The organism is Microcoleus sp. bin38.metabat.b11b12b14.051 (assembly GCF_013299165.1).
Classification (GTDB): domain Bacteria; phylum Cyanobacteriota; class Cyanobacteriia; order Cyanobacteriales; family Microcoleaceae; genus Microcoleus.
The window spans coordinates 82222-98640 of sequence record NZ_JAAFKD010000024.1 but is presented as its reverse complement, the minus strand read 5'-3'; the positions used below and the strand labels follow the sequence as shown (position 1 = coordinate 98640).

Below are 16419 nucleotides of genomic sequence, written 5' to 3'. Positions count from 1 at the left end.
GCAAGCTTCTCGTGGTGTGACATACCGAGTCATGGTAGCTTTTTTGATCTATTGTTAGTAGATGCTACCATGTTTTACCGGGATAGTACGACTATTGCCGGAATATTAGTTGCTTTACATCGACAGTGCGTCCCGATCCCAAACTCCCGACAGCGATCGTCGCCCCATCCCGCACAGTCAACCTTGGGGTAGCAATGCTGATGTTTCCCGCCGCGCCCGTAGGGGGAGCAAGCTGAAATAAAGTCTGATACACAGTCTCTCCAGAAGCGGTTGCTATACCGTTGGCTGAAAAATTATCTTTGGTTCCAATCAGTTTTACCGACTCCGAAGCATTGATAATGATATTTCCGCCATTACCCGCACCTAGAGTGGAAGCTCCTATTGCGGCTGTACCTTCAACAGTCAATCGCCTAGTATTAATCCTCAAGTCTCCAGAATTACCGCCCGCAACAGTCCCGGTAATTAATTGACTGCGAGCAATACGAGCAGCGGATAAGCTGTCACTTTTGCTGTTACCAGTTAGTGTCACAGAGTCGGTAGCATTGACGGTCAAGTTTCCACCCCTCCCGACAGCAGGAATCACACCATTTCTTGATGTAACTCCGCTCGTAGAACTTATCGACGTTCCCCCTTCTATGAGTAGAGAGCGTGTATTAATTTCTATATTTCCCGCGTTTCCGGTGCCGCCAATACTGTTAGTGATAATACCAGTACCAAAGGAACTATCTAATCGGTACTCTGTGAGTACCACCGAGTCAGAAGCTCTCACGGTTAAGTTTCCGCCATCACCTGCACCGACAGTTGCGCTTGACAAAACTGACCCGTTACGCACAGTTAGCTTTGCGGTATCAACTGTTAAATTGCCTCCACTACCTCGATCGATCGCGGTGGTGAACAGCCCTGATTCGCTAATTTCGACTGATTCAGAAGCTTTAATAGCCACATTTCCCCCAGCTCCTGCACCGTAACTCGGGTTGATGATTAACGCGCCTTCTCGGAGCCTTAATTGCTTGGTATCAACTGTAATATTCCCCGCCGCACCCGCGCCGACTGTCCCGACAGCTATGCCGCTTTGCAGAGTTAAAAAGCTAGAAGTTCCTGTTGCGCCGGCATCGAGGATATTGCGCCGAAAGTTATCAAATCCAATTCCTTTAATTTCTACAGCATCAGTCGCGCGGACGCTGACATTTCCTCCGGCTCCCGTCCCGCTAGTACCAGTTGAAATAAAGGCTTTGTCTAATATTCTTAACTGTGCTGCATCTACTGTAATATCGCGACCGTTGATACTTCCTAGTGTATCGGATACCAGGGAAGCCCGATCGCGCAAAATTACATTTCCTCCCCGGAGTGCGATCGCACCACCAGCAGGCCCGCTCGCTGTCACCGCCGACAAACCCGATAATTCGATGGTGCCAAAATTAGCCGCACTTGTATAGTCTAAACCCAATCCTGCCGGCGCAATTTTGAAGCTGACTGCACCCGGACTCGCCACGCTTCCTAATTGAATGTTGCCACTAAAAGCGCTGGCAAAACCATTATTAAAAATTACATCTCCCCCTACCAAGGCTAAGGTTTGACCGGGAGCAACAGCCAAACCTACTGGAAGAGTCGTACCTTCTATGTTTTGAGTAACTCTCGAACCGTTGACAATTGCGCCGGGATTGTCTCGAAATCTCAAGCCCACAGGAATATTAATCGCCAACAAAGCTACTGGATTGGGATTAGCGGCGCTGAATTCAAAACCATTATTAAACACAACGCCCGCAGCCGAGGAAGCCAGAAACGAACCGCGCAAATCTAACCGCGCATTCTGACCGAAAATAATGCCTTTGGGGTTAATCAAAAATAAGTTGGCATTGCCCAAAACGCCCAGAGTTCCTAAAATATTTGATGAGTTACCGCCCGTAACTCTGGTGAAGATGTTCGCGATACCGTTAGGGTTTTCAAAATAGGCTCCCCGCCCTTCGTTAATGTTAAATTCCCGCAAGCTGTGAAATAGGTTGATGCCGCGAGTTGCGCCGCCCGTCACGCGATCGATCGGCAAATTGTTGATATTATCGGGAACAATCCGCGAATTTTCGGCGCCCAAGCTCCCATCTGGGATGATTTGGGCGATCGCAGGAACGGGAAAAAGCAGCAGGAAGGCAAACATTAAGCAGGAATGCAAGCGACGCATAAAAAAATCCTCTAAATAACATTTAGCAGCCTTAGCTCATCCGGACTTGAGTCTTTTGATGCGGACTTGCATTCCGAACGATCGAACCTATTTTTTTGTTTGAGCGTTCGCAGTCGAGCCGCTGTGGCGCTACGAACAATCTTTAGCTACTTATTGACAATTTAAAAGCTCGGCACCCTCTGGCAATATTATTATCGACAAACATAAGATTTATTGGTGGCAATCTTTTGTCACACTAATCTTAGTTTTTTGATGTGGACGCTCACTCCTCACGGCTCCTATTTTTTGGGTTTTACCGTTTTATCTGCTAGTTTTTTGATGCGGACTTAAAGTCCGCACTACGAACCTATTTTTTGGGTGGGTTTCTAATCTAGAAGGGAAAGTAGTTAATCCGAAAGTAGATGCCTTTTTCTTGGAAGGTTCGATCGCCTGACGATCGCGCTTTGATCAAAGGAATACCGTAGTCGAGACGCACGTTCAATCGATCGCCCATTTGCCAAATTAACCCTAAACCTGCACCTAGTAATTTATCAGAGTCGGGATTTGGCTTTTCTCCTGAATGGTTCCAGCCTACTCCAAAATCGACAAATGGGGCAATTTGCAACAATCCTTTAACTTGGGGCGCTCGCCATATTGGAATTCTTACTTCCGCACTGGCGATCGCACCGCTATCAGTTAAGAGCAAGTCTTGTCTGTATCCGCGCACGCTTTGGACGCCACCGATGCCGATTTGTTCTAGCGACAGCAGCGGGCGATCGGCTAATTGAATGTCGGATCTCACTATCAGCAAGGTTTCTGGCCCTAGCAGCCTCACGTACTGCGCTTGTCCGCGCCACGCTAAAAAGCGGCTGTCTGGGCTGCTGTTATTCACGGTAGCGCCTAAAAAATCGGTACCGATGGAAAACTGCGATCGCGCTGCTATCACTTGTCTGGTATTCCGCTGCACGTATTCTTGAAAAAACCGCACCGCCGAAACCCTTGTTTCTCCGCGCTCGTTGGCTCCCGCTGATAGCGCAAATCTTTGTCCAGTCAGGAATGTGTCGCTTTCTTGCCGCGAAAGCGTCACTCCCACAGCCGCATTGCGATCGGGCTTTTCGACGATCGGCTGGCGGTAAGTTAATTCGTAGGTGCGCGATTTCCCCTCGATGTCCGCAGCATCGAAGGGTGCTTCGATCACGTTGGTGTTCGCTGTGCTCGCAGCAAACCGAATTGTGCCGTTGCGCGCGTTGACGGGAACTGTGTAGCTGCCGGTGAATTCGTTGCTGCCGTCGGTGTTAGCATAGGATAGCTCTAACCCGTCGCCCAAACCGAGCAAATTTGCTTGATTTATCCGCACGCCGCGCCGAAAACTGCCGACGCTGGGCGATCGGTTGTTGTCGAGGAAAACTTCGCCGCTGAGGCTGTCTGCTTCTTTGATCCGCACTTCTAAACGGCTGTTTTCCGGGCGGCTTCCTGCTTGCAATTCGGCGGAAACATTGGCAATTAATGGGTCGAGTTGCAGCATTTGCAAGGCTTCTAGCAGTCGATCGCGGTTGAGCGGCCGTCTGGTGGCGCGCTCCAAGCGCGATCGCACGTAATTTGTATTTAAGCGCCTGTTTCCTGCAATCTGAATTTCATCTAGCCCGCCTTCGACAATCCGAATTTTTACCGCGCCTCCTTCTCTGGGAAAGGTTTGGTTCGCGGGAATTACAGCCCCGGAATTGATGTATCCTGCTGCTACGTATTTTTGAGTAACAGCCGCTTCTGCTGCGATCAGTTCCGCAAAGGTGATATCGCGCCCCACAAATTGTTGCGTAACTTCTGCTAGTTCGCGATCGCTAAAAGCCGTGTTCCCCTCAAATTCAAAGCGCGAAACCCGAATTGTACCCGGAATACCAGGCCTCACATCGCCGGGAACTGGTATTGGGACGCTGGGTTGGAGGGGAGGCTGTGGTGGTGGTTGCGGGAGTGTTGGCGGCGGTAATTCCGGCTCTCTGGGTTGAACAGGGTTGGGCAGTTGGCCGATCGAGCGATCGTAATTCAACGGTGGCAGTGCGATCGTCTCTCTTGCTGGTACAGCGATCGCGCTGGGAGTTAATTCCGATGTCACCGGATTTGAGATTTGTTGCGAATCTCGATCGGCATCCATACTTGTTTCTAGCTTTCGCTCCGACTGAGAAAGCTCGGTTTCTGGAGTGTTGGTGCTCAATCCCCCGCTGTCTGAATTTGCCACTTCCGGCTGCAAGTCGGGAGTTGGCTCAGGTAACTGCGTTTCCCGATCGACGTTTGTCAAGTCTTGGCGGGTGTCAAGATTGGTGTCGGTGCTTCGCCAAGGGCGATCGGCTTCACCCCTGGCTGCTGCCAAATCCTCAACATTTGCAGTCAAAATTTCAACCGTGCTCGCGGATGTTTTAGCTGGCTTTCCCAACCAAACTAACCCAAATATTCCCGCAATTAAAAATAGTTTGTGCGATTGACAAGCCATAGGATATAATTTCATCTCGCATAATTGGGTAAACATAGGTTCATAAATTAAGTACCTTCAATTAAAAACCAATCTTAACCCCAAGAAAAGCTAACAGCCTCAGCCAGCAAAAGTTGGGCAACCAAAAAGTCGATCGACCTTTTGGTTAATACCGTTTCTAAAAACCTAGGTTTACTTAGGTATAAACTTCTGCGGTGTAAGTTTAAGCAAATCTTTTCTAGTGCGCGAACGCTTCCCTTCGACTAATCTCAGGGTTGACCAGAAAACTCCAGTTAGAAACGGTATAATAATCGTGTCTACGAGCTATTTTACCGGATTGCTTGGTCTTTCTATTCAGTTGGGCCCATTGACCCCATACGTGCTTGTTCGAGTTCACCTCGACATAGGCGGTTATGGAGTCTGGGAGTTTTTCACCTAATCTCATTCCTCTACGAGCAATCACTAAAGCAGCCGCTTCATCGCTAGCGAGTCCGTACATTTTGAGATATTTGAACAAGCCAATAATACTTGTAAAAGCTGGATTGACTGTAATTAATTCAATACCACGGTTGGCAAGAATAGCACTTAGTTGTTTATAGAATTCGTTATACGCCCAACAAGAAAGCATTCGGGCATACTTATGACTCGTTTCACCTAAGCGCTGCTTTTTGTCCGAAAAGTCTAATTCTTCACAGACAATAGGGCATTGATAGAGTAGAGCTAACGTCACCAACTGAAGACAAGCATTAACAATTTGAGCTTGCTGTGCACCATTGGGTAAACCCATTTGTAAGGCAATTTGACATGAGGCTTTTAAGTTGCCATCGGTATCAACATAAGCCCAACCAATTGAGCCAGGATTCAGATCAATCCCAATGCAGCCATAAGCTCGATCAAGAGATTGAGACTTGACAGGGCTTGGTGTAAAAGATACCGCGACTTTCCACTTATTATCCTTTTTGAATAGATGCCATGTCTTTGCACCGTCCTGTGGCAGTCTGTTAATATTGCGGTCAAAATTACCAATCTCGGCTGAAACACCTTTACCAAAACTCCCTTCAAGACACCTTGGGGTTCTAATCTTTAAGGTCGAACCATTCCATTGAGCAATACCATTCCCTAGTGTCTCGTCTTGAGATCCTACCAAGAAAACTTGATCGCGAGGTACGAATACTTTGATTGGTAATGCCTTTAGCGTGGTTAGTTTATTCTGAAAAAGGAAGAGCTTGCGCTTTTTATGGTGAATTTGAAAGCGTAAATTTTGCCAATTAGTTTCCTTGTACTTGAGCGAACAAGATAAAGGAAAATTACCACCTACTCTGCTGCCGGGCCAATTCTTTTTGGAGTAAAACTTGTTTGCTGCTTTTAACTTTTTTTCTGCCTTCTTCAACCAAATTTCAATCGACTTTGCTTTACCTGTTAATGTTTTGATATGCAATGAGCGATGTTCCTTCGCGCCGTCAACCTTACCTTTAGCGTAGGCGATAACGCCATTTGCGTGACGCTTGTTGATGGAGTAGGTTACTTGAATGTGGCTGTTCCATTTCGATTTATTGAATTCGGTACAAGTCAATAACTGATCAACCGTTTCAATCGCGGCCAGCCTAAAGATAGGGGCAAAGGCGGTCAAAAACATCTCCATCTGACTGAAGCCTAAAGCATTCAGTTCTGATTCTGGAGTGGGTAGTCCTTTGACGTAGGTTAGGGATGGCATTGATTCGACCTCTCAATGTGGTTATACCTGTATATCTTGCACGTACTGATTAGCCTGTCCATGCCATGCCGAGAATTCGTCCTCTAAATCATAGGTAAATCTAGGTATTTGGGCAACAGTCGGGAACCCCCCAAACTTACGCAGCCATCGGATGCCGATCAGAAAAAATATCTATAAATTCGATCGCCAACTGTATAAAAAATCGGTTGATGCGATCGCAAAACCTACGCTTTTATACTGAAGGAGCGATCGCACCCGTAGCAAGAAACCGGGTTTTGGACGTATTTACTTTGTCACAGCCCGCAGGCGAAGTAAAAAACCCGGTTTCTGAAATTTTGGCGGACAAACCATCAATTATGCCGATCGGCCAGCACTAGCAGTCCCCATTGGAGCTGCATCAGCCAAACCCACCAACTTAGCGCTTAACTCCCACATCCGCTCCCCTTTCTCATCATCGCGCGCTTGGGGAGAAACCTTCTGCACAAAAGACTTACCCTCTTTTTTCTGGCGGTTTCCCCAACTCCAATAAGCCCCAGATTGCTTGTATTCCGGATCTGCAACCACCATCGCCAGCCTTTCGCCCGCCAACTCCTGCGACACGTAACCGCCCGTGATATTCTTCTGAAACAGCGGGAACAGCTTCTGAAATAAAGGATAGTGATTGCGGAAAAGCGGCGTATCTGCAACGCATCCCGGGTACAGCGAAGTGAAAGTAATCCCCGTGGATTCGTGAAAGCGACGGTGCAATTCCCGCATCGTCAGCACGTTGCAAACTTTGCTATCTTTGTAAGCCTTGACAGGTTCAAACTTCTTGCCATCAGCCATCGAAATCGGGTCTTTAAAACCAGCTTCAAAGCCCTCAAACTTGCCCAAATCCGGGCGCGGCGGAATCTTCCCGCCCAACTCGTCTGGATTGTGAGTCACGGTTCCCAAAATCACCATTCTCGGATCTTGATAATAGGAAGGCTTCATATTTTCCATCATCAGATTGCACAGCAGAAAATGACCGAGGTGATTTGTAGTCATCGTCAACTCGTAACCCTCCGGGCTCCGCAGCGGTTCCTTAATCAAAGGTAGATAAATTGCTGCATTGCAAACCAAAGCATCCAGAGGCCTGCCGCTGGCCTTGAATTCGCGAGCAAAGCGGCGCACGCTTTCCAAATCGCCTAAGTCAATCTGCATAATCGAGAAACTAATTTGAGGTATCCCCAACTCTTGGGCTGCGTCTCCCGCTTTCCGCACGTCGCGACAGGCCATGACTACGTGCCATCCTTTGTCTGCAAGGGCTTTGGCGCCGTACAAGCCGACGCCGGAGGATGCGCCGGTGATGATAACTGTTGACTTGTGATTTTGTGCCATTTTCTTAAAAATACTTCGATCGCGATTGATTATTTTTTTGGCTAACTCAAAACACCCCAGCTAGCAGCTCGGATGTTTTGAGATGTCCTCAGGTTAATAGGATAGGCCCAAATGTTCTGGATCTCAACTCTCTAGATTGGCGATCGCCACCGGGCAGATTTTTCTAGCTTCAAAAAAATCGATCCTTCCCAATCCAAGTCCCCTTCAAACTCTGCGCTACGAACCCCATCAGGAAATAGCCACCGATTCCTGATAAGTAGGGAAATCAATATAACCTTCAGCCCCAAAAGAATACCACACACCAACTTCAGCAGGCGGGTTGAGCGGCCAACCGCCAGCAAAACGCTCTACCAAATCCGGATTGCTGATAAAATCGCGACCAAAAGCAATTAAATCCGCAACTTTGCTGCTCAAAGCCGTTTCGGCTTGTTCTTGAGTGTACCCGCAATTGCCAATCAGCGGCCCGGCAAACACATCGCGAAACTCTCCTATCACCATCGGCGTTCCCAATTGGTGAAAGCCAAAAGCCAGACCGTCCACCAAGTGAAGGTAAGCTAGATTGTAGCCATTTAACTGCCCCGCAAAATACAGAAAATCTTCCCGATAATCTGGAGAACCCATATCATTGTAAACACCGTTCGGAGAAAGCCTAACTCCAACTCTGTCAGCCGGGAATACTGTCAGAATTGCCTCCACAATTTCCTTAAGAAAACGGTAGCGATTTTCGACTCCACCACCATAGGCATCTGTGCGGTGGTTAGTTTTCGATTGCAGGAACGTGTCAATTAAATAGCCGTTAGCCCCGTGAATTTCTACACCGTCAAAACCACTCATTTTTGCCCGTTCTGCCGCCTGGCGATAATCTGCTACAACCAGCGGTATTTGATCTGTTTGTAAAGCGCGGGGAGTTTCGTAGGGTTGTTTGCCGGCAGGGCTATGAATTCCTTCTCCGTTGATTTTGATGGCAGACGCTGCAACTGGTAATTGATTGTTTTCCTGAAAACTGCTGTGGGAAGCCCGCCCGCAGTGCCAAAGCTGCATGAAAATTGGTGTTTCGCGGGCATGAACCGCATTTACAACTTGTTTCCAAGCTTCCCCTTGCTCGTCTGAATAAATACCGGGGGTATTCAGCCAACCGTTAGCTTGAGCGGAAATCACCGTAGCTTCTGTGAGGATCAAACCAGCGCTGGCCCGCTGAGCGTAATACTCGGCCATCAAGGCATTGGGCATCCGCGTTTCACCAGCTCTCGCCCGCGTCATCGGTGCCATGACTACTCGGTTTTTCAACGATAAATCTCCCAGCTTGAAGGGACTCAGCAGAAGTGAAGAAGTTGTTTGAGTCGTCATAATCTTGATATCTACTCAACTGAAGAATGTGGAAAATCTGAGTTCGATCGCTTCTTAATCTAACTTAAACCAAACTTGCCAACAAATCTTGGGCCAGCATATCTATAGCGGTTCTCGAAAAGATGAGGTATTCACCAATTAATTAACAATGCTCAAAAAGGCGTCGCCACCTGCAATTGCAGCCATTCTCGCAATTGCGGGTGTTCTAAGGAAAGTTCCCGTGCGTGCAAGTGCAGCCGGCTTGCACAGGCGCGACATCCGTACAGTCGATCGCCCAAAATTGGCATTCCCAAGCCTCGAACATCCGCCGCATGAACCCTCAACTGATGGGTGCGTCCCGTCAGCGGCAAAAACTCCACGCGATCGTACTTTCCCTGTTTCGCCATTACCTGAAAGCGAGTAATGCTGGGTTTGCCGCGATCGCAATCGACTTGCTGAAGCAGGGAATTTACCGGGTCTTCTTTTACCGGGAGTGCGATCGTCCCAGACTCTACATTAACAGTCCCTGAAAGCACTGCTTCATAAACTTTTTGAACCAGGCGTTTCTCAAATTGCTGCCTAATTTGACAGGCGGTTTCTTTGTCCCGCGCCAGCAGCAAAATCCCCGATGTTTGCATATCTAACCGATGCACCGCAGTCAGTTCTAACCCGTCTGGTAACAAGTTCCGCAAGCGACTCAGAACGCTATCTTGATTTTCTAAATAACGACCCGGAACTGACAGCAACCCCGAGGGTTTGTCGATCGCAATCAACCATTTGTCTTGATAAACAATCGGTAGCATTTGTGGGCGATCGGTAACGGGCAAGATGCCCGTTCCACCATAATTTTTATGAATAGTGGGGTGGGCATCTTGCCCGCCCCCAGAATGAATTGTGGGGTGGGTAACGGGCAAGATGCCCGTTCCACCAGATTGAGAATGAATAGTGGGGTGGGCATCTTGCCAGCCCCCAGAATGAATTGTGGGGTGGGCATCTTGCCCGCCCCCATGATGAATTGTGGGGTGGGCATCTTGCCAGCCCCCAGAATGAATTGTGGGGTGGGCATCTTGCCCGCCCCCATGATGAGTCTCTACCCCCGCCACAGCTTCGGAAACAGTTTGATTTTGAGCCAATCCTGACAGCAAAAAACCCATCAACGGCTGACACCGATCGCTGCAAGCGCCGTAAAATTCTCCTGGAACCTTATCACCCGATGGCGGCCCCCACCAAAACTCAGCCATTGCTAGCGGTTTGAGATTGTGTACAGCCGCGCAGTGCAGCAATTTTGGCGCGCAGCAATCGCCGGTACCCGTGGGAATAGAATTAGGTGGCATCAACGAGGAGATCGATCGCGATTCCCCCCCAAAATTTACCAAGGTGTAAGCCTCGTGCATCTGCGCCTGAAGTTGGCGGGAAAGTTCTTTTCGGTGCTGTTTTAGCACCCGCATTTGCCCGTCAGTAGCTTCAATTAATTGTTTTAGCGGCGCCAATGTTTCATCCCGATGCTGTTTCAATTGTTTGCGTTCAATTCCCTCCCAACGGCTGGCTTGATTCAGTTCTTCCAGGGCAATTAACAGTGTTTCCCCTGCGAGAGTTTGACACAGCAACTGCCGTTGTTCGTCTCGCTGCTGCTTGCAATTGCGGTGGCGCACATTCAAAACTTGCAATTGCAATTCAAACTCGCTGAGTAAGGCTGCGTGCTCTTGTCGCTGCGGGATTTGCTTGAGTGCAATCAGTTGCTGTTTCATCTGGGCCAATTGAGCCAGCGTGCGGGCTTCCTCCAATGCCACGCGCGATCGTCCCGGAATCGGTGGCACCCAGCCGTCAACAAGGCCACAACCCTTCAGCAGCCCCGAAAAAGCTTTAAGTATCCGCTGTTCTCCCCAAGGCATTTCTACCAACAAAATCCCGTACATCTTGCCTTCAACAGCGTAGGAATCGTCAGCAGCAAAGCACTTCATCAAACCGCGGGCGAGAGCCTCAGACATTCTAGTGCGGGGGAGTCTGAGGCTCTCGCCGCTCTGAGGGCAATAGCCTTGGTACCAATAACTGGGGTGCGAGCCGATCGACCCCCGAGCGCCATCTGTCAAGCAGTCCGTGAAATCTAAAAGCGCGTGCGCTATTTGCATATTAAATTGGGTTTTAAAACTGGCTTAGGACATATTGATTTTGTTCTAACTGTATTGTAAGGCAGTGTACCGATCTTGAAAAAAAAGCATAAATTTATACATATGTATTATTTAATTTAAGTAACAATACTGAAAAACCGCCGACCTGATATGATAAGTTGGTTTCAAAACAACAGCGAGTTAACAAAAGCGTAAGTTAATATATAAGACCGCCAGCTTGTTATCCCATTAAATTTTTTATATGCAAGGCGTATGCCAGACCTCTCAACTTCGGCCACAGAAAACTCGTCAAACCCCCAACCAGCTCTGCTGCCGCCGATTTTAAGAATTTTGGCAGCATTTCCAGATTACGATCGGGGCAACAGACACTACGCATCAGGAAGGTACGAAGCAGCAGTCATTTGCTACTCAAAAGCGGTGCAAATTAAGCCAGAGTGGGCCCGAGCGTGGCTGAATCTCGGCAAAGCTTACAAGCAACTGCACTCGTGGGCAGAAACCGTCACCTGCTGCGATCGCTCGATTGCGATTAATCCAGAAGAATACTGGGCTTGGATGCTGCGCGGGACGGCACTGTTAAGCTTGCAGAATCACTCAGAGGCGATCGCCACTTTCGATCGAGCAATTCAAATCAACCCAGAAAAGCACGAAGCTTGGTATCAGCGCGGCAGAGTTTTAGAAGAATTGCAAGAATGGGATGCAGCAGCAAGCTGTTACAAAAGAGCAACCCAAATACATCCGAATTTACCCGCGATGTGGTCCCGACAAGGCAGCGTGTTGTTGCAAGCAGAGCGCTACGCTGAAGCAGTGGGGGCCTACGAGCGTGCCCTCAAACTCGTCCCCAACAACTGGGAAGCTTCGCTGAACCGAGGTTTGGCTCTGATGAAGGCAGAACGCTATGCTGAAGCTGTAAATTCTTACGATCGCGCCATTCAACTGCAACCGCAAAACAGTCTGGCTTGGTTCAATCGGGGCATTGCTTCAGCAAAATTGCACAAATACGGCGAAGCAGTCACAGCTTACGATCGCGTGCTGCAACTGCAAGCCAACGACTGCGAAGCGTGGTGTTATAAAGGAATGGCCCTGAGCCACCAGTGGCGGGATGGGGCAATTGCTTGTTTCGATCGAGCAATTGAAATTAATTCATTTTATCCCGAAGCTTGGATCGGGCGCGGTCAAACACTATCAGAATCCAGAGATTATGAAGGCGCGATCGCAGCTTTCGATCGAGCAATTCAAATCAATCCAAATTTCCCCGAAGCTTGGCTGGGTAGAGGCATCGCCCTAGCAAAATTGGAACGCTACAAAGATGCGATTATCGCTTACAGCAACGCCCTACAAATTGAAGGTAATTTTCTAGAAGCTTGGAATTTACGAGGCGAAGCTCTCGAAAAATTGCAGCAATACGAAGAAGCGATCGCCTGTTTCGACAAAGTAATCTCTCTGAGTTCCGAAGCAGAAACTACCTCAAAAGTAGGATTGCAACAAGGAGCAGCCCTAGAAAAATTGCAGCGTTACGAAGAAGCAGTCGCAGCTTACAACCGCGTCATCAAAATCGTCCCAGACAACTTTGAAGCATGGTTGAAACGCGGCAACGCCCTGTCAAACTTAGAACAGCACGAACCAGCACTAGCATCCTACGATCGAGCAATTACTATCTGGCCCGACAACTATCAAGGCTGGGTAAACCGAGGTTTAGTCCTAGGTAAAATGCAGCGATATTCCGAAGCACTCATCGCTTTTGACCAAGTGATTCAACTCAAGCCCGACAACTGGGAAGCTTGGGCACAGCGCGGCGACGTTTTGCAAAAAATGCAGCGAACTCAAGACGCCATTAGCTCCTACGGAGTCGCCCTAGAAATCAAACCCGATTACTACGAAGCTCTAGTCAGTCGAGAAGAATTGAGACTCAAAGGCGCGATGTCAGGAAAGTGGTAACAGTTGACAGTTGACAGTTGACAGTTGACAGTTGACAGAAGTGCTGTCCCCCCCCCGAGCGAACGTTATTAGTCAGTAGTCAGTAGGCATCAGGAAGAAGTCATGAGTCATTAGCCATCAGAAATAAGGCAGTGCATCTGGGTTTTGTATTTGTACTGCTGTCGAGAGTTCACACTGTAAAACAAAATGCTTTTTGCAAAAACGAGATGCTCCAAGAAGAAGGAAAAAGGAAAAAAAAATAATTTATCCAGATATCACTTCTTCTCTCTTTCTCTGCGTTCTCTGCGCCCTCTGCGGTAAAAAAAATCTAATTCAATAATTTAAGAAAAAGGAAAAAAAAATAATTTATCCAGATATCACTTCTTCTCTCTTTCTCTGCGTTCTCTGCGCCCTCTGCGGTAAAAAAAATCTAATTCAATAATTTAATAATATTGCTCTATCCCGATCGCAAAAGTAATTAATTATAGGCAAACATTAATATATCCGACTTATAACAAAAATGACACCAGACAATTCCATCGCAGCTCCTAGCTTCACTTCCCAACAGCCAAACCAAAGTTCGCAACAGCAAGCAGATGAGGCAATTTTAGAATTTGAACGCTCCAATCGGCCCAGCTTTTGGCCAGCTTTAAACAAAACCCAAATCATCGCCGAAATGCGCGAGCGCATCCGCGATCCATTCCAAGTAAATCAAGGCGGACAACCCTTTTGCGGCCCCGCAGCCGTCACTTTCGCACTCTCGACGCGCCGCCCCCTCCGCTACGTCGAAATCTGCCGCCATCTTTGGGAAACCGGCAGTTTTCGCACTCAATCCATGCGATCGATTTCTCCGTCAATGACGCTGCGGCAAAGCAAAGGCAATTTACGGATGCCTCAAGTAGACTGGATGGTTTTATCAGCGCTGCGAGAATCAGAAAATTTGATATTTCCCATAGAAGCCAGCGCCCCAGATATTATCCGCAACATCAGCGGCATGACCAAATCTTGGGAAGTCGCCGGCTGGGGGCGAGAAATTTTGGGCGGGCGGGATGTAAAATCTCACTACGCTTATTTCAGCGGCGATATTCCAGCCCTGCGGGCCGCCGATGAGGCCATCAAAGCTGGGGGGTTTGCTTTTGCTTTGATTACTGCTGAAGGAATGCTGGGGAACAAACCGCCGCTGATTCCTTATCCCAGTCACTGGGTGGCGCTGTTGGGAAATATCGCAATTGAAGACGAAAGTGCCAGAAAGGGCGATCGAGCTCGCGTGAGCTTTGATGTCTATACTTGGGGTAAAAAAATGCGCGTAGACATTCCTAAAAGCTCTTTTGAGAATTATTTTTGGGTCGCTGTTGCAGGGTACTAAATTCGATGCGGCGACAGATAAAATATGGGATATTGGACATTGACTTGGAAGGTGAATCCGAGGGGAAAATCTTGATTCATGGTGCTTTTCGGATGCCCGGTCAGTCATAAAAAAAGGTGATGTGAGTTATGACTCAATACCCTTGGCTTAGCGTTTTTTTGTCTTACAGAGCGATCGTCCGCCCGAGCAATTTTCCTATATTTTTTTTTCACATTGTTTTGATTCTAGACGGTTTTAACCAGAGAATATAGAGCCATAAACGACCTCCAGCAATATTCTCAATAAAACCCAATCAACAAGCTAACAGCAACCAAAAATTTCAGCTCTCAGCTCCATCCGGCAGGAAGAAAGAAAGATGATAACTCCAAAAGTCCAAGATGTCAGTTATCACGAATACTTTTTACCGGATCTTGACCTAAGGCGCCCAAAATTGAAATTTTTGAGAGCCAATTGCTGATTGTGGTGGCTTCATGTTATAGTAGTTTTTCAAGAATTAAATTCGGTTGCGTAGTTTGTTGGTGTTTATTTACAAGCGTCTCTCCGAATCTAAGTCTCTGCACCCTAATGATTCTGGAGATTTTATGTCGATTTACGTGGGTAATCTTTCTTATGAGGTCACATCAGACGACCTCAGCGAAGTATTTGCCGAGTACGGTACTGTTAGCCGCGTCCAAGTGCCAGTCGATCGGGAAACAGGCAGGATGCGGGGATTTGCTTTTGTGGAAATGGCAAGCGAGGCAGAAGAAGCAGCAGCCATCGCAGCTCTAGATGGTGCTGAGTGGATGGGCCGTGACTTGAAAGTCAACAAAGCCAAACCTCGCGAAAACAACAACAACAAACGCTCCTCGGGCGGCGGCGGCTGGGGCGACAACAATCGCTCTTCACGACGCTATTAAGGTTTGAGACTGAAAATTTGAATTTTGGTAGTTGACAGCAAGTGCGAATGCTGCTTTTTTTTCGGGTTCTTAGTTCGACCCGCCAAATATAACTCCTAAACATCTGATTCAGTTTTGCCCCCTCCTGTGAGGGGGCTTTGTTGTTGGCTGTGTCGCGGGCTTACCGGACTGCCCAGCCAACAGCGAAACTCAGGATTTGGTATCCTGCTAACAGCTTTTTTCTTTCTTGCTTTCGGGATTTATAGACTCAACTCCTGTAAACTGTCAAACTAGAACTCACCACCAATAAAAGTTAGAATAACAGCAAAACCGATATTGCTCAAAAAATAAATAATTTTTAGTAAAAATTAGCCGACAAAACCAGCCAGACCAGCAAATTTATTGATTGTGCCTGAATAAAGATGTCCAAGGTCTACAGCACGGCCGAACTAATTAAAATCCTCGAAGAAGAGCGCCAAGCCTGTTTGTACGGACGGCGCCTGAGTTTGACTGAAACTCCTGGTACAGGCAACCCCGTGATCGATCGCTTTCTCAAATCCGAGGGCGTTCAAAAGTTCACTGCTTATCAAAATTTTAAGGCGGCCGTGCACGAATACCAGCGGGAACATCAAGTTTCTGGGATTGTCTGGCGGGAAATGGCTGTTAAAGGCAATGTTCTGCGCTACCCGGCAGTGGAGGACGAATTAATCGCTCTACCGGTTGATTTAATGACGCTGAAGACAGCTAAGATATCGATGTTGGAATTTTGGCAGCAGGTAACTGCCGGGATGGATTTGTATCTAAGTATTAACAGCGGCAAGGATTTTCGAGCGATCGCTCCTAGAGACGTAGAGGCTATAGCCCAGCGCACAGAATGGGCTAGTATCTCCAAGTGGGAAAAGTTGGATTTTATCGAAATTCTGTTGCAGTTGGGCTGGGGGAAGCCCGAGGAAGCCTATTACAAGCGGGGATGGCCGACATCCGGCAGCGAGTACATTCACGCCGTAAAACCCGGACAGCAGCCGATTTGTTAATTTGTTAATTTGTCAGTTGTCAGTTGTCAGTTGTCAGTTGTCAGTCAGTAGGGGCGGTGCCCCCGTGCCCGCCCTCAGTTGTC

Annotated in this window: 11 protein-coding genes; 5 read left to right on the top strand and 6 right to left on the bottom strand. The window is 48.0% G+C overall.

Annotation, left to right across the window (positions count from 1 at the left end):
* Window positions 1-91: 91 nt before the first annotated feature.
* The 3 genes from QZW47_RS22445 to QZW47_RS22435 all read right to left on the bottom strand — a co-directional run bounded on the left by QZW47_RS22445 (window position 92) and on the right by QZW47_RS22435 (window position 6333).
* A complete protein-coding gene (locus QZW47_RS22445) occupies window positions 92-2176 on the bottom strand; it encodes a filamentous hemagglutinin N-terminal domain-containing protein (RefSeq protein WP_293131692.1) in 2085 nt (694 codons plus the stop codon).
* 370 nt (window positions 2177-2546) lie between these two features.
* Complete coding sequence (locus QZW47_RS22440) at window positions 2547-4655, bottom strand: ShlB/FhaC/HecB family hemolysin secretion/activation protein (protein WP_293131689.1); 2109 nt, start codon at window positions 4653-4655, stop codon at window positions 2547-2549.
* Between the two features lie 202 nt (window positions 4656-4857).
* Entirely contained in the window at window positions 4858-6333 is a 1476-nt protein-coding gene (locus QZW47_RS22435; RefSeq protein WP_293131686.1) for a hypothetical protein, read from the bottom strand.
* A gap of 209 nt (window positions 6334-6542) precedes the next feature.
* On the opposite strand from QZW47_RS22435, the gene QZW47_RS22430 reads away from it, so the two are divergent.
* A complete protein-coding gene (locus tag QZW47_RS22430; protein ID WP_293131684.1) occupies window positions 6543-6710 on the top strand; it encodes a hypothetical protein in 168 nt (55 codons plus the stop codon).
* Here the strand turns inward: QZW47_RS22430 and QZW47_RS22425 are convergent.
* The 3 genes from QZW47_RS22425 to QZW47_RS22415 form a co-directional block, all read right to left on the bottom strand.
* Window positions 6688-7692, bottom strand: a complete 1005-nt coding sequence (locus tag QZW47_RS22425; protein WP_293131681.1) for a protochlorophyllide reductase — start codon at window positions 7690-7692, stop codon at window positions 6688-6690. The genes QZW47_RS22430 and QZW47_RS22425 overlap by 23 nt on opposite strands.
* A 228-nt stretch (window positions 7693-7920) precedes the next feature.
* Window positions 7921-9039, bottom strand: coding sequence for an alkene reductase (locus QZW47_RS22420; RefSeq protein ID WP_293131678.1), 1119 nt, complete (start codon window positions 9037-9039; stop codon window positions 7921-7923).
* Window positions 9040-9191: 152 nt separating this feature from the next.
* Entirely contained in the window at window positions 9192-11147 is a 1956-nt protein-coding gene (locus QZW47_RS22415; RefSeq protein WP_293131624.1) for a pseudouridine synthase, read from the bottom strand.
* A gap of 252 nt (window positions 11148-11399) precedes the next feature.
* On the opposite strand from QZW47_RS22415, the gene QZW47_RS22410 reads away from it, so the two are divergent.
* From QZW47_RS22410 to QZW47_RS22395, 4 genes are all read left to right on the top strand, one after another.
* A complete protein-coding gene (locus tag QZW47_RS22410) occupies window positions 11400-13082 on the top strand; it encodes a tetratricopeptide repeat protein (protein ID WP_293131619.1) in 1683 nt (560 codons plus the stop codon).
* Between the two features lie 499 nt (window positions 13083-13581).
* Window positions 13582-14427 carry a hypothetical protein gene (locus QZW47_RS22405; RefSeq protein ID WP_293131615.1) on the top strand — a complete coding sequence of 282 codons (846 nt, stop codon included), beginning with the start codon at window positions 13582-13584 and terminating at the stop codon, window positions 14425-14427.
* Between the two features lie 581 nt (window positions 14428-15008).
* Window positions 15009-15323: an RNA-binding protein gene (locus tag QZW47_RS22400; RefSeq protein WP_293131611.1), complete on the top strand. Its 315-nt coding sequence runs from the start codon at window positions 15009-15011 to the stop codon at window positions 15321-15323.
* Window positions 15324-15724: 401 nt separating this feature from the next.
* The gene (locus QZW47_RS22395; RefSeq protein ID WP_293131608.1) at window positions 15725-16336 is read left to right on the top strand and encodes a hypothetical protein; all 612 of its coding nucleotides are present in this window, start codon (window positions 15725-15727) and stop codon (window positions 16334-16336) included.
* Window positions 16337-16419 lie beyond the last annotated feature (83 nt).

Excerpts from the sequence above, each read along its gene's own strand:
- QZW47_RS22400 (WP_293131611.1), top strand. The coding sequence starts at position 15,009 with ATGTCGATTTACGTGGGTAATCTTTCTTATGAGGTCACATCAGACGAC.
- QZW47_RS22415 (WP_293131624.1), bottom strand. The coding sequence starts at position 11,147 with ATGCAAATAGCGCACGCGCTTTTAGATTTCACGGACTGCTTGACAGAT.
- QZW47_RS22405 (WP_293131615.1), top strand. The coding sequence starts at position 13,582 with ATGACACCAGACAATTCCATCGCAGCTCCTAGCTTCACTTCCCAACAG.
- QZW47_RS22440 (WP_293131689.1), bottom strand. The coding sequence starts at position 4,655 with ATGAAATTATATCCTATGGCTTGTCAATCGCACAAACTATTTTTAATT.
- QZW47_RS22435 (WP_293131686.1), bottom strand. The coding sequence starts at position 6,333 with ATGCCATCCCTAACCTACGTCAAAGGACTACCCACTCCAGAATCAGAA.
- QZW47_RS22430 (WP_293131684.1), top strand. The coding sequence starts at position 6,543 with ATGCGATCGCAAAACCTACGCTTTTATACTGAAGGAGCGATCGCACCC.
- QZW47_RS22410 (WP_293131619.1), top strand. The coding sequence starts at position 11,400 with ATGCCAGACCTCTCAACTTCGGCCACAGAAAACTCGTCAAACCCCCAA.
- QZW47_RS22420 (WP_293131678.1), bottom strand. The coding sequence starts at position 9,039 with ATGACGACTCAAACAACTTCTTCACTTCTGCTGAGTCCCTTCAAGCTG.
- QZW47_RS22425 (WP_293131681.1), bottom strand. The coding sequence starts at position 7,692 with ATGGCACAAAATCACAAGTCAACAGTTATCATCACCGGCGCATCCTCC.
- QZW47_RS22445 (WP_293131692.1), bottom strand. The coding sequence starts at position 2,176 with ATGCGTCGCTTGCATTCCTGCTTAATGTTTGCCTTCCTGCTGCTTTTT.
- QZW47_RS22395 (WP_293131608.1), top strand. The coding sequence starts at position 15,725 with ATGTCCAAGGTCTACAGCACGGCCGAACTAATTAAAATCCTCGAAGAA.